Origin of the sequence: Klebsiella sp. C239 (genome assembly GCF_048822715.1) — a bacterium.
In the GTDB taxonomy this organism is placed as follows: domain Bacteria; phylum Pseudomonadota; class Gammaproteobacteria; order Enterobacterales; family Enterobacteriaceae; genus Klebsiella; species Klebsiella quasipneumoniae.
Genome location: NZ_JBMEZK010000002.1, coordinates 103,431 through 122,774, shown reverse-complemented (window position 1 = coordinate 122,774; position 19,344 = coordinate 103,431). Strand labels below are relative to the sequence as shown.

The 19,344-nt window shown below is 59.4% G+C and carries 19 protein-coding genes and 2 tRNA genes; 8 read left to right on the top strand and 13 right to left on the bottom strand.

Annotation, left to right across the window (positions count from 1 at the left end; genetic code table 11):
- The first annotated feature begins 82 nt into the window (after positions 1-82).
- From ACOI6Z_RS05720 to ACOI6Z_RS05685, 8 genes are all read left to right on the top strand, one after another.
- Positions 83-159: transfer RNA gene (locus ACOI6Z_RS05720), tRNA-Arg, on the top strand.
- A 228-nt stretch (positions 160-387) separates the two neighbouring features.
- Positions 388-464: transfer RNA gene (locus ACOI6Z_RS05715), tRNA-Arg, on the top strand.
- 371 nt (positions 465-835) lie between these two features.
- The gene (locus ACOI6Z_RS05710; protein WP_023290762.1) at positions 836-1,150 is read left to right on the top strand and encodes a BON domain-containing protein; all 315 of its coding nucleotides are present in this window, start codon (positions 836-838) and stop codon (positions 1,148-1,150) included.
- A gap of 125 nt (positions 1,151-1,275) precedes the next feature.
- On the top strand, positions 1,276-1,842 hold the full coding sequence (gene yqaB / locus ACOI6Z_RS05705) for a fructose-1-phosphate/6-phosphogluconate phosphatase (RefSeq protein WP_048298091.1): 567 nt from the start codon (positions 1,276-1,278) through the stop codon (positions 1,840-1,842).
- Positions 1,839-2,267 (top strand): YqaA family protein, encoded by a 429-nt coding sequence (locus tag ACOI6Z_RS05700; protein ID WP_023290761.1) that lies wholly within the window; start codon positions 1,839-1,841, stop codon positions 2,265-2,267. The genes yqaB and ACOI6Z_RS05700 overlap by 4 nt, the downstream gene beginning before the upstream one ends.
- A gap of 66 nt (positions 2,268-2,333) precedes the next feature.
- Positions 2,334-3,890, top strand: a complete 1,557-nt coding sequence (gene gshA / locus ACOI6Z_RS05695; RefSeq protein ID WP_023290760.1) for a glutamate--cysteine ligase — start codon at positions 2,334-2,336, stop codon at positions 3,888-3,890.
- Positions 3,891-4,046: 156 nt separating this feature from the next.
- Positions 4,047-4,562, top strand: a complete 516-nt coding sequence (luxS, locus tag ACOI6Z_RS05690; RefSeq protein WP_023290759.1) for an S-ribosylhomocysteine lyase — start codon at positions 4,047-4,049, stop codon at positions 4,560-4,562.
- Positions 4,563-4,614: 52 nt separating this feature from the next.
- On the top strand, positions 4,615-5,382 hold the full coding sequence (locus ACOI6Z_RS05685; RefSeq protein WP_032456498.1) for an AraC family transcriptional regulator: 768 nt from the start codon (positions 4,615-4,617) through the stop codon (positions 5,380-5,382).
- Here ACOI6Z_RS05685 and leuA read toward each other — a convergent pair.
- The 13 genes from leuA to nrdH form a co-directional block, all read right to left on the bottom strand.
- A complete protein-coding gene (leuA, locus tag ACOI6Z_RS05680) occupies positions 5,361-7,037 on the bottom strand; it encodes a 2-isopropylmalate synthase (protein WP_065883423.1) in 1,677 nt (558 codons plus the stop codon). The genes ACOI6Z_RS05685 and leuA overlap by 22 nt on opposite strands.
- Positions 7,038-7,173: 136 nt before the next feature.
- Positions 7,174-8,712: a multidrug efflux MFS transporter permease subunit EmrB gene (emrB, locus tag ACOI6Z_RS05675; protein WP_002914342.1), complete on the bottom strand. Its 1,539-nt coding sequence runs from the start codon at positions 8,710-8,712 to the stop codon at positions 7,174-7,176.
- Positions 8,713-8,727: 15 nt separating this feature from the next.
- Positions 8,728-9,900: a multidrug efflux MFS transporter periplasmic adaptor subunit EmrA gene (emrA, locus tag ACOI6Z_RS05670; RefSeq protein WP_004205697.1), complete on the bottom strand. Its 1,173-nt coding sequence runs from the start codon at positions 9,898-9,900 to the stop codon at positions 8,728-8,730.
- Positions 9,901-10,025: 125 nt separating this feature from the next.
- Complete coding sequence (gene mprA / locus ACOI6Z_RS05665; RefSeq protein WP_002914337.1) at positions 10,026-10,556, bottom strand: transcriptional repressor MprA; 531 nt, start codon at positions 10,554-10,556, stop codon at positions 10,026-10,028.
- 90 nt (positions 10,557-10,646) lie between these two features.
- Entirely contained in the window at positions 10,647-10,982 is a 336-nt protein-coding gene (gene ygaH / locus ACOI6Z_RS05660; protein WP_004205699.1) for an L-valine transporter subunit YgaH, read from the bottom strand.
- Complete coding sequence (locus ACOI6Z_RS05655; protein ID WP_023290756.1) at positions 10,972-11,718, bottom strand: AzlC family ABC transporter permease; 747 nt, start codon at positions 11,716-11,718, stop codon at positions 10,972-10,974. Before ACOI6Z_RS05655 ends, ygaH begins: the two co-directional genes overlap by 11 nt.
- Positions 11,719-11,898: 180 nt before the next feature.
- On the bottom strand, positions 11,899-12,897 hold the full coding sequence (gene proX / locus ACOI6Z_RS05650; protein WP_023290755.1) for a glycine betaine/L-proline ABC transporter substrate-binding protein ProX: 999 nt from the start codon (positions 12,895-12,897) through the stop codon (positions 11,899-11,901).
- Positions 12,898-12,975: 78 nt separating this feature from the next.
- Positions 12,976-14,043 carry a glycine betaine/L-proline ABC transporter permease ProW gene (gene proW / locus ACOI6Z_RS05645; RefSeq protein ID WP_023290754.1) on the bottom strand — a complete coding sequence of 356 codons (1,068 nt, stop codon included), beginning with the start codon at positions 14,041-14,043 and terminating at the stop codon, positions 12,976-12,978.
- Positions 14,036-15,238 carry a glycine betaine/L-proline ABC transporter ATP-binding protein ProV gene (gene proV / locus ACOI6Z_RS05640; protein WP_050533596.1) on the bottom strand — a complete coding sequence of 401 codons (1,203 nt, stop codon included), beginning with the start codon at positions 15,236-15,238 and terminating at the stop codon, positions 14,036-14,038. The genes proW and proV overlap by 8 nt, the downstream gene beginning before the upstream one ends.
- A gap of 356 nt (positions 15,239-15,594) precedes the next feature.
- Positions 15,595-16,557, bottom strand: coding sequence for a class 1b ribonucleoside-diphosphate reductase subunit beta (nrdF, locus tag ACOI6Z_RS05635; RefSeq protein ID WP_048298088.1), 963 nt, complete (start codon positions 16,555-16,557; stop codon positions 15,595-15,597).
- A 10-nt stretch (positions 16,558-16,567) separates the two neighbouring features.
- Positions 16,568-18,709: a class 1b ribonucleoside-diphosphate reductase subunit alpha gene (nrdE, locus tag ACOI6Z_RS05630; protein WP_048298087.1), complete on the bottom strand. Its 2,142-nt coding sequence runs from the start codon at positions 18,707-18,709 to the stop codon at positions 16,568-16,570.
- Complete coding sequence (gene nrdI, locus ACOI6Z_RS05625) at positions 18,682-19,092, bottom strand: class Ib ribonucleoside-diphosphate reductase assembly flavoprotein NrdI (protein ID WP_023290751.1); 411 nt, start codon at positions 19,090-19,092, stop codon at positions 18,682-18,684. Before nrdI ends, nrdE begins: the two co-directional genes overlap by 28 nt.
- Positions 19,089-19,334 carry a glutaredoxin-like protein NrdH gene (gene nrdH, locus ACOI6Z_RS05620; protein WP_048298086.1) on the bottom strand — a complete coding sequence of 82 codons (246 nt, stop codon included), beginning with the start codon at positions 19,332-19,334 and terminating at the stop codon, positions 19,089-19,091. The genes nrdI and nrdH overlap by 4 nt, the downstream gene beginning before the upstream one ends.
- Positions 19,335-19,344 lie beyond the last annotated feature (10 nt).

The following is a 19,344-nucleotide window of genomic DNA, read 5'->3' as shown; positions in this document are numbered from 1 at the left end:
GACGAGTCATCCTCCCGGATGCACCATTCTTGCCTGATTCTGATTATTCAGATGAATTCTGTAGTAAACTAGTTATTCTGATGCATCCGTAGCTCAGCTGGATAGAGTACTCGGCTACGAACCGAGCGGTCGGAGGTTCGAATCCTCCCGGATGCACCATATTCTCCTTAGCAACAGCGAAAACGTTGTTTCATGGTCTGCGAATTTATCGTCAGTACCAGGGAGGATAACGTTGCGTAAGCAACGGCCCGAAGGGCGAGGCGCAGCCGAGTAATCCTCCCGGATGCACCATATTCTCCTTAACAACAGCGAAAATGTTGTTTCATGGTCTGCGAAATTATCGTCAGCGCCAGGAGAGTAACCCCGCAGTACAATCGCTTTCCCGATGCATCCGTAGCTCAGCTGGATAGAGTACTCGGCTACGAACCGAGCGGTCGGAGGTTCGAATCCTCCCGGATGCACCATATTCTCCTTAGCAACAGCGAAAATGTTGTTTCATGGTCTGCGAATTTATCGTCAGTACCAGGGAGGATAACGTTGCGTAAGCAACGGCCCGAAGGGCGAGGCGCAGCCGAGTCATCCTCCCGGATGCACCATATTCTCCTTAGTAACAGCGAAAATGTTGTTTCATGGTCTGCGAAATTATCGCCAGCACCAGGGCGGATAACGTTGCGTAAGCAACGGCACCCTCTTCACGCTTCCCTCGCCATCCCGATAACCGCGTTTTTCATCCCAGTTTCATCCGACTTTTTTATTGGCAAGCCGCGCTTTCCACTATAATTTATCCTTGTATATCAGCGTTATCAGGCTGAGATAAATGCAAGGAGAGAAATCCATGAAATGGTTCAAAGCAATACCTGCTTTTTGCGCGACGCTGCTGGTGGCGACGGTCCTCGCTGGCTGTGCCGGTTCGTCCACCAAAGAAAGTACCGGCGGTTACATTGACGATACCGTGGTGACCACTAAGGTGAAAACGGCGCTCTTTAACGATAAAGACATCAAGTCCTCTGAAATCAGCGTCCAGACCTTTAAAGGCCGCGTCCAGCTGAGCGGATTTGTCTCCTCCGCGGAAAGCGCTAAACGGGCGGTGGAAGTCACCCGTCGGGTGCAGGGTGTGCGAATGGTCGAAAACGATCTGCGTATTAAATAAGGCCGGCTATCCGGTCTGATGCCTGAAGGCGCCTGTGGGCGCCTTTGTCGTCTGCGCCGCTGGCCGCGACAACGACCGGCTTTTGCGTTACAGTAACCATTCATTAACCGGTTGGTGAGAAGACGATGTACGAAGGTTACGCAGGACTGATCTTTGATATGGATGGCACCATCCTCGATACCGAGCCGACCCACCGTCAGGCATGGAACGAGGTGCTGGGCCGCTACGGTATGCGTTTCGACGAACAGGCGATGGTCGCCCTCAATGGCTCACCGACCTGGCGGATTGCCCAGGCGATTATTGAACTCAACCAGGCGGATCTCGATCCACATCGCCTGGCGCAGGAAAAAACCCTGGCCGTTAAGGCGATGCTGCTGGATAGCGTACGCCCATTGCCGCTGATCGAGGTGGTCAAAGCGTGGCACGGCCGTCGCCCGATGTCGGTCGGCACCGGTAGTGAAAGCGCCGTCGCCGAAGCGCTGCTGGCGCACTTGGGCCTGCGTCATTACTTCTCCGCGGTGGTGGCGGCCGATGATGTGGTCAACCATAAACCCGCGCCCGATACCTTCCTGCTGTGCGCCGAGCGCATGGGCGTCGCGCCGGAAAAATGCGTGGTCTTCGAAGATGCCGACTTTGGTCTGCAGGCGGCGAAGCGCGCGGGAATGGACGCTGTAGACGTGCGTTTGCTGTGAGCGACGCGCTGTCACTCCTCTCGCTGTTTGCCAGTAGCTTTTTAAGCGCCACGCTGCTTCCCGGCAATTCGGAGGTTGTGCTGGTTGCGATGCTTCTTACGGGGGTTAGTCATCCGTGGTGGTTAGTATTAATAGCAACAATCGGCAATAGCCTTGGAGGGGTAACTAACGTTATTCTGGGGCGCCTGTTTCCGCTGCGTAAAACCTCGCGCTGGCAGGAGCGGGCGGCCGGCTGGCTTAAGCGCTACGGCGCGGTGACGCTGTTGCTAAGCTGGGCGCCGGTTGTCGGCGATTTACTGTGTTTGCTGGCGGGATGGATGCGCATTTCCTGGGGACCGGTACTCTTTTTCTTATGCCTTGGAAAGGCGCTGCGCTATATCGTCATTGCGGCAGCGACGCTTCAGGGCATGACGTGGTGGCACTAATTGGACTGATAGTTCATCCATTACAATTATGCTTATTCAAACGATTTCGACAGGCGGGAGGTCAAATTGATCCCGGACGTATCACAGGCGCTGGCCTGGCTGGAAAAACATCCGCAGGCCCTGCAGGGTATTCAACGTGGTCTGGAGCGGGAGACGCTGCGCGTGAACGCAGACGGTACGCTGGCGACGACCGGTCACCCTCTGGCGTTAGGCTCAGCGCTGACGCATAAATGGATTACCACCGATTTTGCCGAAGCTTTACTCGAGTTTATTACGCCGGTGGACGGCGATATTGAGCATATGCTGACCTTTATGCGCGATGTCCATCGCTATACCGCGCGTCAGCTTGGTGACGAGCGGATGTGGCCGCTGAGCATGCCCTGCTATATCGCCCCCGGTCAGGATATTGAGCTGGCGCAGTACGGCACCTCTAACGTGGGACGCCTGAAAACGCTGTATCGCGAGGGGCTGAAGAACCGCTACGGCGCGCTGATGCAGACTATCTCCGGCGTGCACTATAACTTCTCGCTGCCGATGACGTTCTGGCAGGCGAAGTGCGGTGTGGAAGACGCAGAAAGCGGGAAAGAGGCCATTTCGGCAGGCTATTTCCGCACGATTCGTAACTACTATCGCTTTGGCTGGGTGATCCCGTATCTGTTCGGCGCCTCGCCGGCGATTTGCTCTTCATTCCTGCAAGGAAAGCCGACGTCGCTGCCCTTTGAGGAGACGGGCAACGGCATGTACTACCTGCCGTACGCCACCTCGCTGCGCCTCAGCGACCTCGGTTATACCAATAAGTCGCAAAGCAATCTCGGAATTACGTTTAACGATCTGCACGAGTATGTGGCAGGATTGAAGCGCGCGATTAAAACGCCGTCGGAAGAGTACGCCAAAATCGGGCTGGAAAAAGACGGTAAGTATCTGCAGATCAACAGCAATATCCTGCAGATTGAAAACGAACTCTATGCGCCGATCCGCCCGAAACGCGTCACCCGTCGGGGCGAAACCCCGTCCGATGCGCTGCTGCGCGGCGGCATTGAGTACATTGAAGTGCGTTCGCTGGATATCAACCCGTTCTCGCCGATCGGCGTTGACGCCCAGCAGGTGCGTTTCCTCGATCTGTTTATGGTTTGGTGCGCGCTGGCCGACGCGCCGGAGATGAGCAGCGATGAGCTGCTGTGCACTCGCACCAACTGGAATCGGGTGATTCTGGAAGGCCGTAAGCCGGGCTTAACGTTGGGCATCGGCTGCGAAAGCGCGCAGTTCCCGCTGGCGCAGGTAGGTAAAGATCTGTTCCGCGATTTACGCCGCGTGGCGCAGACGCTGGATAGCATTCACGGCGGCGAGGCCTATCAACAGGTCTGCGATGAGCTGCTGGCCTGTTTTGACGATCCGGAATTAACCTTCTCAGCCCGCATTCTGCGTTCTATGATTGAAGAAGGGATTGGCGGAACCGGCCGTGCGCTGGCCGATCGTTACCGGACCCAGCTGCGTGAAGAGCCGCTGGAGATCCTGAGCGAAGAAGATTTCATCGCCGAGCGCGACGCGTCGGTGGCGCGACAGAAGAAAGTAGAAGCGGAAGACAGCGAGCCGTTTGAGGCGCTGTTGGCGCGGCACGCGTAGCGCTGGAAAAGAAAAAGGCCACATCACTGTGGCCAAACTTTCATCTCTGATTCAGGGATGATGATGATAATAAATGCGCGTCTTTCATATACTGAGACTCGCGGCTGAACAAAGAGTTCATTTTATTTTAAAAAAATTCACTCCCGGAGGTGACGAATGCCGTTGTTAGATAGTTTCACAGTCGACCATACCCGAATGGAAGCCCCAGCGGTGCGTGTCGCGAAGAAAATGAACACGCCGCATGGCGATGAAATCACCGTATTCGATCTGCGCTTCTGCGTGCCGAACCAGGAAGTGATGCCGGAGCGCGGTATCCACACCCTGGAGCACCTGTTCGCCGGCTTTATGCGCGATCACCTGAACGGGAATGGCGTGGAAATTATCGACATTTCGCCGATGGGCTGCCGCACCGGGTTCTATATGAGCCTGATTGGTACGCCGGACGAGCAGCGCGTCGCCGACGCCTGGAAAGCGGCGATGGCCGACGTGCTGAAGGTGCAAGATCAGAACCAGATCCCGGAGCTGAACGTCTACCAGTGCGGGACCTATACCATGCACTCGCTGGAAGAGGCGCAGGAGATCGCTCGTCATATCATTGAGCGCGATGTGCGCATCAACAGCAACGACGAACTGGCGTTGCCGAAAGAAAAACTGCAGGAACTGCACATCTAGTGCTTCCGCCGCGGCCCGACGCCTGTCGCCGGGCCGCTCTCCCGACGCCGCCATGACGACCACCACCACCTTCTCCTTTCAGCACCGCCCGCTGGTGCCCTTTGCCCATGATTACGCTCACGGTGACCAGGAAGACTGGCATCAGCATGACTGCGCCCAGCTGCTGCATATTTTAAGCGGCGTGGTGCGGGTGGCGACGCCGGCAGGCTACTGGGTGGTGCCGCCCGGGCGCGGCGTCTGGCTGCCGGCGGGAACGCCCCACGCGCTGCGCATGACCGGCAACGTCGCGGCGCGCACGTTGTTTATCGATCCGCTGGCGCGCGCCGATCTTCCGGCGGGCTGCCAGATCGTCCAGATCACGCCGCTGCTGCGGGAACTGATCGTCTCTTCCCTGGCGCTGGCCGAGCGCTATGCCCCCGCCAGCCGCGACGAACGGATTTATGAGCTGATCCTCGATGAGATCCGCGGGATGGCGATCCTGCCGTTTGGCCTGCCGGAGCCGCAAAGCGAAACGCTGCGCCGGCTGTGTCAGCAGGTGCGCGAGGCGCCGGGCGACGTCTGGAGCAGCAGCCAGGCGGCGAAGGCGTGCAGCATGAGCGAGCGAACCCTGAACCGCCATTTTCAGCAGCAGACTAGCCTGACGTGGCGCGAGTGGGTGCGCCGGGCGAAGCTAATGGAAGCGCTGATTCGCCTGGCGCAGGGCCACTCCGTCCTGCGGGTGGCGCTGGAGCTGGGCTACGGCAGCCACAGCGCCTTCAGCGCCATGTTTCGTCGGGTGATGGGCGTCGCCCCCAGCGACTATTTTCGTCCGCCGGCCTGATCGGCGGCGCTGAGCGCATTGCACAGCGCCTGCAGCGAGGCGCGCGCCACGTCATTATCGATACCCACGCCCCAGTAGCTCTCTCCTTGCGGAAAAACGCAGCGGATATAGGCCACCGACCGGCTGTCGCTGCGCGCGCCGAGGGTATGCTCATGATAGTCCTTGATCATAAACGGCTGCCGAAACAGCGCGCTGAGGCCGCTGGCGGCGGCGGAGAGCAGGCCGTTGCCCTGGCCCTGCAGGCGTCGGGTTTCGCCGTGGTGACGTAGCGTCGCCTGCAGGGACAGCTGACCATCCTGCTGGCTGGCGCTCTGATAATCGACCAGCGTCAGCGCAGGCTGCGCCTGCAGCCCGTAGCGCGTGCGGAACAGCTGCCACAGCGCATGGTGGGTCATCTCTTTGCCGTCGCTATCGGTGGCCTGCTGAACGTGCTGGCTGAAGTCCTGCTGCAGCCCGCGGGGCAGCTTCAAGCCATGATTTTGTTCGATAAGCCAGGCGCTGCCGCTTTTCCCCGACTGGCTGTTGACGCGGATCACCGCCTCATAGCTGCAGCCAATATCCTGCGGGTCAATGGGCAGGTAGGGCATTCGCCATGGGTCGCCAGGCTGACGGGCATCAAACCCTTTTTTGATCGCATCCTGATGGGAACCGGAGAAAGCGGTGTAGGCCAGACTTCCCGCCCACGGGTGGCGCGGGTGCACGGGGATCTGATTGCAGTTTTCCACCACTTCCACCACCCGGTTCATCTGCTCGAAGCGAAGCTCAGGATCGACGCCCTGGCTGTAGAGGTTCATCGCCAGCGTCACCAGGCAGACGTTGCCGGTGCGTTCGCCGTTGCCGAACAGGCAGCCTTCCACCCGGTCGGCGCCGGCCATCACCGCCAGCTCGGCGCTGGCGACGCCGGTACCGCGGTCATTGTGAGGATGCACGCTGATGCAGACCTCGCCGCGGCGGGAGAAGTGGCGGCAAAAGTACTCGATCTGATCGGCATAGACGTTGGGGGTGTTGACCTCCACCGTCGCCGGCAGATTGACGATCATCGGTCGCTCGGCGCAGGGCTGCCAGACGTCCGCCACCGCTTCGCAAATCTCGAGCGCAAACGCCGGCTCGGTGAAGCAGAAGGTTTCAGGCGAATATTCATATTGCCAGCGGGTCTCCGGCTGTTGTTCGCACTGCTGGCGGATAAGCCGGGTGGCGCGGGTCGCGAGGGCGATCACCTCGGCCTTGTCCATACCGAAAACCAGTTCGCGGAACAGCGGCGCGGTGGCGTTGTAGAGGTGGACGGTAGCCCGGCGGGCGCCGCGCAGCGCTTCAAAGGTGCGCAGGATCAGCGGGTCCCGCGCCTGGGTCAGCACCTGGATGGTGACCTCCTCCGGGATGCGCTGTTCGTCAATCAGCTGGCGGACAAAGTTGAAATCGGTTTGCGAGGCGGAAGGGAAGGCGACCTCAATCTCTTTAAAGCCGCACTCCAGCAGCAGATCCCAGAACTGCAGTTTGCGGGCGCTGTCCATGGGCTCCGCCAGCGCCTGGTTGCCGTCGCGCAGGTCGGTCGACAGCCAGCGCGGGGCGTGGCTGATTTGCCGGTCCGGCCAGCGGCGGTCGGGCAGGGTAATCGGCGGATAGGGACGGTACTTTTCAGCAGGATGGCTCAGCATAGTGTTCTCCTTAATAGTCAGCCTCTATCCTGCCCGAGCGCCGGCTGGCGGGCTTTCGCAAACGAGACAGAAACTAGCGAGAACTGGACAACCTGACGCCGTAAAAAAGGGACCCGCAGGTCCCTTAATGTGAGGCTTAGTGCGCGCCGCCGCCGCCGCCGCCGGCGCTGAACGGGGGTCTGGCGAACCACACCAGTCCCAACAGCAGGATGAAAATGGCCGCTGAGATCCAGAAGATTTCGTTGGCGGAGATAATCAGTCCCTGGTTGGTTATCTGCTGCGCTATCCAGCCGGACGCCTGCTGCTGCGTCATTCCCATCCCCTGCAGCTGATCGTAGATCTGCTGCGCGTTGGGATTGAACGGCGTCACCGATTCGGTGAGCTGCGCATGGTGCAGCGCCTCGCGGTTGGTCCACAGGGTGGTGGTGATCGAGGTCCCAATGGAGCCGGCAAGGGTACGGGTGAAGTTCGACAAGCTCGACGCCGCCGCCAGCCGTTCCGGCGGCAGGCCGGAGAGGGTGATGGTGGTCAACGGCATGAAGAAGCAGGCTACCGCGAAGCCCTGAATAAACTGCGGCCACGCCGAGGCGCCAAAATCCATCCCCGGTTCGAAGGTCCAGGCGCGCCAGTAGAAGCAGACGGCGTACATGATAAAGCTGAAGGTGACCAGCCGTCGCATATCGAGCTTATGCGCAAAGCGGCCGATAATCGGCGACAGAATGACCGGGATCACCCCCACCGGCGCTGACGCCAGGCCGGCCCAGGTCGCGGTGTAGCCGTAGACCTCCTGCAACAGCTGCGGCAGCAGCACGATGGCCCCGAAGTAGAGCATGTAGGCCAGGCTGATACAGAGGCAGCCGATGGTGAAGTTGCGCGACTTAAACAGCGACAGATCGACAATCGGGTTATCGTCGGTCAGCTCCCAGACGATCAGGAAGCTTATCGCCACCACCGCCACGATGGTCAGAATGATAATTTCATTGGAGGAGAACCAGTCCAGCTCTTTACCCCGGTCCAGCATCACCTGCAGGCTACCGATACCGATGATCAGCAGCGCCAGGCCGACGCCGTCGATACGCCGCTGTTCGGTTTTGGTTTCCCGGTTGCGCAGGGTCTGCAGGGTCATCAGCACCACCGCCACGCCAATGGGCACGTTGATAAAGAAGATCCATCCCCAGTGGTAGTTATCGCTGATATAGCCGCCGAGGATCGGGCCGCAGATGGGGGCGACGATCACCGTCATCGACCACAGCGCCAGGGCGATAGAGCGTTTCGCCGGCGGATAGTTGCTGAGCAACAGACTTTGCGACAACGGGATCAGCGGCCCGGCAACAATCCCCTGAATGACGCGGAAGAAGATCAGCATCGTCAGGCTGTTGGAGACGCCGCAGGCCCAGGAGGCGATGGCGAAAGCGGTGGTGGACCACAGGAACAGCTTCACCTCGCCCACGCGCTTGGCCAGCCACCCGGTGATCGGAATGGAGATGGCGTTAGCGACCCCGAACGAGGTGATGACCCAGGTCCCCTGGCTCAGCGATGAGCCAAGGTTACCGGCGATGGTCGGGATCGCCACGTTGGCGATAGTGGAATCCAGCACCTGCATGAACGTCGCGAGCGACAGCGCAATGGTCATGATGACCAGCTGCGCGCCTTCCAGCGGTTTTTGCTGTTGCATTACACTCACCCCGAATTATCCGGCGTTGGCCTGAATGATCTCGTCTATCAGTTTATTGACCGGATCGAGAGCGATTTCACGGGCATTGCTCTCGTAGACCGGGGAGCTCCGCACCTGGCTTGCCAGCATTTCGCCATCGCGATCGGTGGTGTTTACTTCCACCAGCGTCGAGAGGCCGATGCGCAGCGGGTGTTCCGCCAGCTGTTTTTCATCCAGCTCGATGCGGACCGGCAAGCGCTGTACCACTTTGATCCAGTTGCCGGTGGCGTTCTGCGCCGGCAGCAGGGAGAAGGCGCTTCCGGTTCCCATATCCAGACCAACCACCTTGCCGGTGTATTTCACGTCATCGCCATAGATGTCGCTGATTACGGTGGCCGGCTGGCCGATGCGCATATGCGCCAGCTGGGTCTCTTTAAAGTTAGCGTCGATCCACAGGTTGGTCGCCGGAACCACCGCCATCAGCGGCGTGGTGGTGCCGATCTGCGCCCCAGGCTGTACCGAGCGGCGGGAAACGTAGCCGCTAATCGGGCTGACGATCTGCGTACGCTGCAGGGCCAGCCAGGCGTTACGCACTTCGGTCGCCGCCTGCAGCACCGCCGGCTGCTGTTCCAGTTTGGTACCCAGCACGATCGCCTGGTTGGCATTGTACTGCTGGATAGCCACGTCAAGCTCGGCCTGCGCGCTGGCGACGGTGTCGCGGGCGTGCTGCAGCTCTTCGCGGCCGATGAGGTTCGCGGCGCCCAGCGGGATGCGGCGGTTCAGGTCAGCCTGCGCCTGGGCGAGGGCGGTCTTTTTGACGTCAATATTCGCCTGCAGCTGCTTGCTGTTGATCATCTGCTGACGGGTTTGACGCACGCTGGCGGCCAGCTGCGTTTTGGCTTTCTCAAACGCCTGTTGGGCATCGGTCTGATCGAGGGTGACCAGCGGATCGCCTTTCTGCACGTAGTCCGTGTTGTCTGCCCAGACTTTGGTCACGCTGCCCGAGACCTGGGCCATAATTTGCACCTGGTTCCCTGCCACGTAGGCATCGTCGGTCTCTTCGTAGTGACGCAGTACCAGAAACCAGTAAATCCCATATGCCACGGCAATAATAATGAAGAGCAATGTCAGCAACAGAAGGGCGCCTTTACGCTTCCCTTTTTTGCTGCCTGGTTGCTGCGGGGTTTGGCTCTCCGCATTTGCGCTCATGTTATTCTCCACGATCTTATTATTTCACATCGGCTGAGCCGACCTGTTTATCAGAAAGGCCAGCAGAGATCTGCTGGCCTGGCTGTTTTCCTTGCAACGTAAAAATGGGCTGAGCGACGCCGCCCTTAGCGTAGAGAGTCCGCCAGCACGCCTTCTTCTTCCATCTGGTCAAGGCGGCTCAGGAGTTTGCGGGTAATGTGTTCGAGCTGATCTTTTTCGCTGGTGCTGAGTGAAGACCACAGCTGGTGCAGGCAGTTATGCTGCGGCGGCAGGACTTCACGCAAAAACTGATGGCCCTTTTCGGTCAGCTGCAGATGCAGACAGCGACGATCGTTATCGCTCTCGCGGCGTTCAATCCAGCCGCGTTTTTCCAGTTCATCAGCGATACGGGTGGCGTTGGTACGCGACGAGCCCAGCGCACAGCTCAGCTCGGACGGCTGAATGCTGTGGTTTTCCTGCGACTCCAGCGTAATCAGCGCCATAAATAATGTCTCGTTAATTCCCTGCGCTTTGAGCATTTTATTGCGATTTTCCAGCAGCTTACCTTGCATATGCATGCAAAGACGAGTTAACAGAATCTCCTGGAACGGGAAATCTTCATGGCGGCTGGCGCGGAACTTGAGCATTTGCTCAATGGGAGTAAACGAACTATCCATTTGGGTATGACCTCATTAATTACAGCCGATATAATAACTATTGTGACAAATAAATCAAATGAATTATTGACCAAAATTGATACGCAAAGCTTAGAGCCCGCTGGCGATTTTCCAGGCCAGACCGTAGGCCAACGCCGACAGCAGGGTCGGGATAATAATGCTGCGGGTTTTCCAGAAGGCGCCCCCCAGCACCAGGAAGCCGATCAGCGTCGGCGCCAGGCGATGGGCATCGGCGAGGATCTCCGGCACGCTGGAGACCACCAGCAGCGCGCAAATCGAGGCGATGCCGATGGTATCCAGCAGCACGCTGACCGGGCCACGACGGGCAGGCCGGGCATGACCCGCGCGCAGACGCAGGGGAAGATAACGAAACAGATAGTTCACGCCGCCGACAATCACTCCGAGCAGAAGGACCTCACTGTTCATCCGGCATCCCCTTCAGCATGGCCTGGACCAGCGCCGTCAGACACCCGCAGACAATTCCGGCGAGGATCGCCGCCGGAATGGAAAATAACAGAATGCCGCCCAGCGCGCCCGCCAGCGCCGCCGTGACGCACAGCGATTGCTGGCGCTGGAAAGAGGCCAGCAGGAAGCTCATAAACAGCGCCGGCAGCATAAAGCCGAGCGCGGCTTCCACCGCCGGATAATCCACCAGCAGGCCGTTGCCGGACCAGGCGCCGGCCAGCGTGCCGCACACCCACGATGCCCACGAGGTAAACGCGAGACCGAGCATCCAGTTTTCGCTCCAGCGTCGGTTGTCGCGTACCAGCCTGGCGGTGGCGGCGGCGAAAACCTCATCGGTCAGGCCGAAGGCCCAGAGGGCGGTCTTCTTTTTGTCCAGCGCGGTATGAATGCGGCTGCGCAGCGAGGGGCCATACAGCACGTGGCGGACGTCCATCGCCATCACCGTCAGGGCGGCGACCCACAGCGAACTGCCGGCGGCCAGCATGGCGGTGATCACAAACTGGCTGGCGCCGGCGTAAATAATGCAGGAGAAAAACAGGCTTTCCAGTGGGGTGAACCCCAGCCGGGTGGCGTTCAGTCCGAAGGCGAATGCCACCGGAAGGTAGCTGATGACGATGGGGAGACTGTCTTTAATGCCTTCGCCGACGGTAGCGACACGTTCAGATAAGGCACAGGTTAAGGGCGCGGGGTTTTCCATATGAATAACTTATCGCTGGATCCATGTGAAGGTGGCAAATTGACCGATGTCCCCACCTTAACAGAGCGCGACGCGCCTTAACACTATGAAAATGCCCGCAATCCGCTTTTCCATGACCCTGACGGGATGAAAGGCGGGGAAGGGGCCCGGATAAGGCGCCGGGCCTTATCCGGGGGCGGGTTACTGCTGCGCGGCGAGCGCGGCTTTCACCCAGCTGTCGAACAGCGGCTGGTGGGCTTTGATCCAACCATCAACATGACCGTTAATGTCGGCTTCGGAAGCATGGCCTTCGTGCATCATCGCATTCTCGGCGTTGATGTCGGCGATCGGCAGCTTCATGACGCTAAACAGAGTGGCGGCGGCCGGATTTTTCTCCGCCCAGGCTTTGTTGGCGACAATGTGCATGGTGTTGACCGGGAAGCCATAGTTGGCGCCGTTGGCCAGTTTGGTATCGATGTTTTTCTGCTCGCCCGGCAGGGAGGAGAACGGCACCTGCAGCCAGACGACGTCTTTGCCAGGCTTCAGCACGTCGCTAACCCAGTACGGCGTCCAGGTGTAGTAGAGCACCGGTTTACCCTCTTTATAGCGGGCGATGGTGTCGGCCATCATCGCCGCGTAGTTGCCCTGGTTATGGGTGACGGTTTTGCTCAGGCCATAGGCGTCAATCTGGTGGTTAATCACCGCTTCGCAGCCCCAGCCCGGGGTGCAGCCGGTGAGGTCCGCTTTACCGTCGTTGTTAGTATCAAACAGTTTGGCGATCTGCGGATCTTTGAGCTGATCGATAGAGGTGATGTGGTACTGCTCGGCGGTTTTTTTATCGATCAGATAGCCCTGGGCGGCGCCTGAGACGTACACCCCCTTGCGGTAAAATTTGTTATCACCGCCCGCCGCGGCGTACATGTCATCGTGCAGCGGCTGCCAGTTGGTGGCGATAAAGGTAGTATCCCCGGCGGCAATCGAGGTATAGGCGACGTTATAGTCCACTTCGCTCGGTTTTTCGACGGTGTAGCCAAGCTTCTCCAGCGCGCGGCTGACCAGCAGGGTCTGGAAGCTCTCTTCGGAGATAGTGCTCTGCGCCGGCTTGACGGTAATTCCTTTCCCCGGCAGGTCGGCGGCGAAGGCGCTGGTGGCGATCAGGGTGGCAAAGGCGGCGGTGGCCATCATCGTGCTATGTCGCATGGTGGTTCCTCTTATTGTTTAACGGGAAGGGCGGCCCCCCGGCATCGGCTGGTGCCGGGGAGCGGCGCTGTTATCGATCTATCGACAGAAAGGGCGAGTGAGAAGCCCCAGCGGGCCGGTGGTGTACCAGCGGCGGTTGCCGCGACTGCGGGCGTCGCGGCCGACGGCCTGGGTGAGGCGGTCAAGAATAATCGCCAGGATCACGATCCCCACGCCGCCGACGGTGGCCAGGCCCATATCCAGGCGGCCAATGCCGCGCAGCACCATCTGGCCAAGACCGCCGACGGCGATCATCGAGGCGATCACCACCATCGACAGGGCCAGCATCAGCGTTTGGTTAACCCCGGCCATAATGGTGGGCATCGCCAGCGGCAGCTGAACTTTAAACAACAGCTGGCGCGGGCTGGCGCCAAACGAGCGCGACGCTTCGATCAGATCCGCAGGCACCTGGTTTATCCCGAGGATGGTCAGACGGACGATCGGCGGCAGGGCGAAGATAATCGTCACCACCACGCCGGGCACGTTGCCGATGCCGAACAGCATCACGATCGGCACCAGGTAGACGAAGGCCGGCGTGGTCTGCATGGCATCCAGCAGCGGGCGGATAATTTTCGCCGCTCGTGGGCTGCGCGCCAGCCAGATCCCCAGCGGCAGGCCGATGATCATGCAGAACAGCAGGGCGGTGAGGACCAGCGCCAGGGTGACCATCGCCTGCGACCACGCGCCGATGGCGCCGATGGCAATCAGCGAGACCAGGGTGGCGACCCCCATGCCGAGGCTGGAGATCTGCCAGGCGATCAGCGCGAAGACGATAATCGCCACCGGCGCCGGCATCCCCAATAGCAGCTGCTGGAAGGCGCTGAGGATGTAGTCGATCGGCACGCGGATCCCCTGGAACAGCGGGCGGAAGTGCAGCACGATCCAGTCGATGGCGTGGGTCACCCAGCTGTCGAGCGGGATCAGGGTCTTATGGAACGGATCCATGATATTGAACTGTTCCGGCTGCGGCGCCGGGGCGCTGTGCAGCCAGTCGGCGCCGCCGCCATTAGTCGGCGCGGCAGTTGAGGCGCCACCCCAGGCGTCTGCAGCCTGAGCGGCGCTGTCGGTTGCCGGGGCGCTGTCCCACGGATTGGTTTGATCAGCCATGATTCACCCCCTCGCGATCTAAAGCCTGGAGCAACATTCGTTTGGAAATGATGCCAATATATTGTTGTTCTTCATCCACCACCGGGACGGCGCACGGGGCGTGGCCGACGTGGGAGAGCAGATCGCTGAGCGGCGTTTGCGCCTCCACCGCCAGCGGGGCGTCAATCAGCGCCGCCTCGATCCCCTGGCCGGCGCTGAGCGCGGTTTTCAGAGAATCGATCGAGACAATCCCGACAAAGCGATTACCGCGCTCAATGACATAACCATATTCCCGGTCTTCATCCTGTAATAATTTCAGCGCAGAGCGGGGGCCAAAACCTGGCGTTTTACGAATCAGGCCGACCGGGCTACGACGGGCAATATCTTTCGCGCTGAAGACCTGGCTAATATCGACGCCGCGGAAGAAGGTGCGGACATAATCATTGGCCGGATTATTCAATATTTCATCCGGAGTGCCGACCTGAACCACTTCGCCATTTTGCATAATGGCGATACGATCGCCAATTCGCATGGCTTCATCAAGGTCATGGGAAATAAAGACAATGGTACGCTGATGCTTAGCCTGTAATTTGATCAGCTCATCCTGCATTTCGGTGCGAATGAGCGGATCGAGCGCGGAGAAGGCTTCATCCATTAACAGAATATCGGGATTAATCGCCAGGGCGCGGGCTAAACCGACGCGCTGACGCATCCCGCCGGAGAGTTCATCCGGCCAGGCGTGGGCATAATTCTCCAGCCCCACCTGACGCAGCGCTTCCCGCGCTTTTTGCTCTCGCTCAGCGGTCGGGACGCCGGCAAGCGCCATGCCAAACGCCGTATTGTCGAGCACGCTCATGTGCGGCATCAGCGCAAAGGACTGAAAAACCATCGCAATTTTTTTACGACGCACCTCGCGCAGCTCGGCGTCCGACATTTTGGCGATATCGACCCCGTCAATCAGCACCTGGCCGCGGGTGGGTTCAATCAGGCGATTGAGAAGGCGAACCATGGTGGATTTCCCCGAGCCGGAGAGCCCCATGATGACGAATATCTCGCCTTCTTCAATGGCCAGACTGGCGTCTTTGACGCCAAGCGACAGCCCCGTTTTTTCCAGTATTTGCGCTTTGTTGAGTCCTTTCTCAATATATTTGAAAGCACGATGAGGGTGCTCGCCAAATATCTTATAAAGATTTTTAATTTCTAATTTAATTGCCATGCAATAGAGAAGTTCCTGTTATTTGTTTATTGCGATATGGTACCCAATGGTGATAATGATCTTTTTACACCCTAACATACTCAGATTCTGTGACAACCCTCAATGGCGAACTCTCGGCAAAATGGAGGGAGGGACATGGCGGCACAGCCCCCGTGATATAAGGGCTGAGCGGTAATTTGTTGTGGGTAATATTTTTTGATTATCTTTGGGTAATTAGACTGAAATGGGCCGGTTTTCTGCTAAATATGACCAAGTGATGACGGTTAGACCATGGAGAGAATATTTGGTGGATTAATCGCGATTCTGTGAAATTGATCACCAGGAATATGCGGGCGATATTCCTGGTGAAAGTACGGTTAAAAGTCCCAGTCGTCGTCGGCGGTCTCTTCCATTTTTCCTATCACGTAGGAGGAGCCGGAGCCGGAGAAAAAGTCGTGGTTTTCATCGGCGTTGGGTGACAGCGCCGCGAGGATCGCCGGGTTAACCGCCGCCATCTCCGCCGGGAACAGCGCCTCGTAGCCGAGGTTCATCAGCGCTTTGTTGGCGTTGTAGCACAGGAAGGCGCTGACGTCGTCGAACCAGCCGCTCTCGCCGTACAGTTCCCGGCTGTAGGCCAGCTCGTTGTCGTACAGATCCATCAGCAGATCGAGGGCGAAGTTTTTCAATTCTTCGCGCTTACCGGGGCTGACGATCTCCAGTCCTTTCTGATACTTGTAGCCGATGTAATAGCCATGCACCGCTTCATCGCGAATGATCAGGCGGATAAGATCCGCGGTATTGGTCAGTTTTCCCCGACTGGAGAAGTGCATCGGCAGCCAGAAGCCGGAATAGAAGAGAAAGGATTCGAGAAACACGCTGGCGATTTTTTTCTTCAGCGGCTCGTCGGCCTGATAGTAGCTCAGCATCAGCTGCGCTTTGCGCTGCAGGGGTTCGCAGCTTTCGCTCCAGGCGAAGGCGGCATCCACCTCTTTGCTGTGGCACAGCGTGGAAAAGATGGAGCTGTAAGAGCGGGCATGAACCGCTTCCATAAAGCTGATGTTCGACAACACCGCCTCCTCATGCGGGGTCAGAGCGTCCGCCATCAGCGCCGGCGCGCCGATGGTGTTCTGAATGGTGTCGAGCAGGGTCAGCCCGGTAAAAACGCGAATGGTCAACTGTTGCTCCGCCGCGCTGAGGGTTTGCCAGGCGGGAATATCGTTCGACAGCGGCACTTTCTCCGGCAGCCAGAAGTTGCTGGTGAGACGATTCCACACCTCCAGATCTTTATCATCATCGATGCGGTTCCAGTTGATCGCGCTGACGCGCGTTAAATGGGTCATCCTGTTCTCCTTACAGCGCGCAGGACACGCAGCCTTCAATTTCAGTGCCTTCCAGCGCCAGCTGGCGCAGTCGGATGTAGTACAGCGTCTTAATGCCTTTCTTCCATGCGTAGATTTGCGCCTTGTTGATATCGCGGGTGGTGGCGGTATCCGGGAAGAACAGGGTCAGCGACAGCCCCTGATCGACGTGGCGCGTCGCCTCGGCGTAGGTGTCGATGATCTTCCGAGGGCCTATCTCGTACGCATCCTGGTAGAGGGCCAGATTATCGTTATTCATAAACGGCGCGGGGTAGTACACCCGTCCGGTTTTCCCCTCTTTGCGGATCTCTATCTTCGAGACGATCGGGTGAATGCTGGAGGTGGCATGATTGATGTACGAGATCGAGCCGGTGGGCGGCACCGCCTGCAGATAGCGGTTGTAAATGCCATAGCGCATGACGTCGTCGCGCAGCTGGCGCCAGCTTTCCCGGTCGGGCAGGGAGATGCCGGCGCGGGCGAACAGCGCGCGGACCCGTTCGGTTTTCGGCTGCCACGACTCCTGCAGATATTTGTCGAAGTATTCCCCGCTGGCGTAGCGCGACTGCCCGAAGCCGGCGAAGCGCTGGCCGCGCTCGCGGGCCAACAGCATCGAGGTGTGCAGCGCGTGCCAGGTCACGGTGTAGAAGTAGATATTGGTGAAGTCCAGCCCCTCCGGGCTGCCGTAGGCAATGCCTTCCCGCGCCAGGTAGCCGTGAAGATTCATCTGCCCCAGACCGATGGCGTGGGAGGCGGCGTTGCCGGCCGCCACGGAGGGGACCGACTGAATGTGGCTCATGTCGGACACGGCGGTCAGGGCGCGCACCGCGGTGGCGATAGTGAGGCCGAAATCCGGCGAGTCCATGGTGTGGGCGATGTTCAGCGAGCCGAGGTTGCAGGAGATATCTTCCCCGATATGGGCATAGCTAAGGTCTTCATTATAGGCGGACGGCGTACTGACCTGCAGGATCTCGGAACACAGATTGCTCATGGTGACCCGCCCGGCCACCGGACTGGCGCGGTTCACCGTGTCTTCAAACATGATGTACGGGTAGCCGGATTCAAACTGGATCTCCGCCAGGCGCTGGAACAGGTCGCGGGCGCGGATCCAGCGTTTGCGAACCCGATCGTCGGCTACCAGCTGTGGATAGAGGTCGCCGATGGCGCAGTCGGCGAAGGGTTTGCCGTACAGCCGTTCGACATCATACGGCGAGAAGAGCGCCATCTGCGCGTCTTCTTTCGCCAGCTGGAAGGTGATGTCAGGGATCACCACCCCCAGCGACAGGGTTTTGATGCGGATTTTCTCATCGGCATTTTCACGCCGGGTATCAAGGAAGCGCAAAATATCGGGATGGTGAGCGTGCAGCCAGACCGCCCCCGCCCCCTGGCGGGCGCCGAGCTGGTTGGCATAGGAGAAGGCGTCCTCCAGCATCTTCATCACCGGCACCACGCCGGAGGACTGATTTTCGATGCGCTTGATCGGCGCCCCGGCCTCGCGCAGGTTGGAGAGTAAAAAGGCCACGCCGCCGCCGCGCTTCGACAGCTGCAGCGCCGAGTTCACCGCCCGGCCGATGGACTCCATATTATCTTCAATGCGCAGCAGGAAGCAGGAGATCAGCTCCCCGCGCTGCTGTTTGCCGGCGTTAAGGAAGGTGGGCGTGGCCGGCTGGAAGCGGCCGCTGAGTATCTCCTCCGTCAGCTGCCGCGCCTGCTGTTCATCGCCCCGGGCCAGCGTCAGGGCCACCATTACGCTGCGTTCCGCGAAATCCTCGAGGTAGTGCTTGCCGTCAAAGCTCTTCAGCGCGTAGCTGGTATAGAACTTCCAGGCGCCGAGGAAGGTCTGGAAGCGAAACGCGGCGCGCCGGGCATGGGCGAACAGCGCCAGCACAAACCCGCGGTCATAGCCGGCCAGCAGCTGGGGATCGTAATAGCCCTCGCGGACGAGCCAGCTGAGTTTATCCTCCTGGCTGGCAAAGGCGAGGGTGTTGGGCTGAACCTGGGTCGCCATAAAAGCCTCAACCGCCTGGCGATCTTTTTCAAACGGGATGCGGCCCTCGCTGTCGTACAAATTCAGCATCGCATTGAGGGCGTGAAAATCCACGGCGGCGGTTATACGTTCTGCGGTTGTCGTTGCCAAAATTCGCTGACTCCTTTACGCACGTTATCGATATCGTCGGGGGTTCCCATCAGCTCGAAGCGGTAGAGATAGGGCACGGCGCACTTCTGCGCGATGACATCCCCGGCACGCCCCCAGGCGTCGCCAAAGTTGCGATTGCCGGCGGCAATCACCCCGCGGATCAGCCGACGGTTATGTACGTCGTTTAAAAAGCGGATCGCCTGACGCGGCACGGCGCCGGCGGTACCGCCGCCGCCATAGCTGGGAACGATGAGAATATAGGGCTCGTCTACCTGCAGAGGTTCACGCTCGTTCAGCGGGATGCGCACCGCCGGCAGCCCCAGGCGCTGCACAAAGCGATGGGTATTCTCCGAACGGCTGGAGAAGTAGACGATGAGGCTCATGCGCTGGCCGCCGCGACGGAGGGGCGCAGGCGATTGATCATATCCGGGCGGAAGCCGCTCCAGCGCAGGTCGCCGGCGATCACCACCGGCAGCTGGCGAAACCCCTGCTCGCGCAGGGTGTCGGCGGCATCCGGCTGCTGGTCGACGTTGACCATTTCAAAGGCCAGTCCCCGGCTCTCCATGGCTCGCCGGGTGGCATGGCACTGCACGCAGTCATTTCGAGTGTAAATAGTAATGCGCATGATTCGTATT

Excerpts from the sequence above, each read along its gene's own strand:
- ACOI6Z_RS05710 (WP_023290762.1), top strand. The coding sequence starts at position 836 with ATGAAATGGTTCAAAGCAATACCTGCTTTTTGCGCGACGCTGCTGGTG.
- yqaB (WP_048298091.1), top strand. The coding sequence starts at position 1,276 with ATGTACGAAGGTTACGCAGGACTGATCTTTGATATGGATGGCACCATC.
- luxS (WP_023290759.1), top strand. The coding sequence starts at position 4,047 with ATGCCGTTGTTAGATAGTTTCACAGTCGACCATACCCGAATGGAAGCC.
- ACOI6Z_RS05685 (WP_032456498.1), top strand. The coding sequence starts at position 4,615 with ATGACGACCACCACCACCTTCTCCTTTCAGCACCGCCCGCTGGTGCCC.
- leuA (WP_065883423.1), bottom strand. The coding sequence starts at position 7,037 with ATGCTGAGCCATCCTGCTGAAAAGTACCGTCCCTATCCGCCGATTACC.
- emrB (WP_002914342.1), bottom strand. The coding sequence starts at position 8,712 with ATGCAACAGCAAAAACCGCTGGAAGGCGCGCAGCTGGTCATCATGACC.
- emrA (WP_004205697.1), bottom strand. The coding sequence starts at position 9,900 with ATGAGCGCAAATGCGGAGAGCCAAACCCCGCAGCAACCAGGCAGCAAA.
- mprA (WP_002914337.1), bottom strand. The coding sequence starts at position 10,556 with ATGGATAGTTCGTTTACTCCCATTGAGCAAATGCTCAAGTTCCGCGCC.
- ygaH (WP_004205699.1), bottom strand. The coding sequence starts at position 10,982 with ATGAACAGTGAGGTCCTTCTGCTCGGAGTGATTGTCGGCGGCGTGAAC.
- ACOI6Z_RS05655 (WP_023290756.1), bottom strand. The coding sequence starts at position 11,718 with ATGGAAAACCCCGCGCCCTTAACCTGTGCCTTATCTGAACGTGTCGCT.
- proX (WP_023290755.1), bottom strand. The coding sequence starts at position 12,897 with ATGCGACATAGCACGATGATGGCCACCGCCGCCTTTGCCACCCTGATC.
- proW (WP_023290754.1), bottom strand. The coding sequence starts at position 14,043 with ATGGCTGATCAAACCAATCCGTGGGACAGCGCCCCGGCAACCGACAGC.
- proV (WP_050533596.1), bottom strand. The coding sequence starts at position 15,238 with ATGGCAATTAAATTAGAAATTAAAAATCTTTATAAGATATTTGGCGAG.
- nrdF (WP_048298088.1), bottom strand. The coding sequence starts at position 16,557 with ATGACCCATTTAACGCGCGTCAGCGCGATCAACTGGAACCGCATCGAT.
- nrdI (WP_023290751.1), bottom strand. The coding sequence starts at position 19,092 with ATGAGCCTCATCGTCTACTTCTCCAGCCGTTCGGAGAATACCCATCGC.
- nrdH (WP_048298086.1), bottom strand. The coding sequence starts at position 19,334 with ATGCGCATTACTATTTACACTCGAAATGACTGCGTGCAGTGCCATGCC.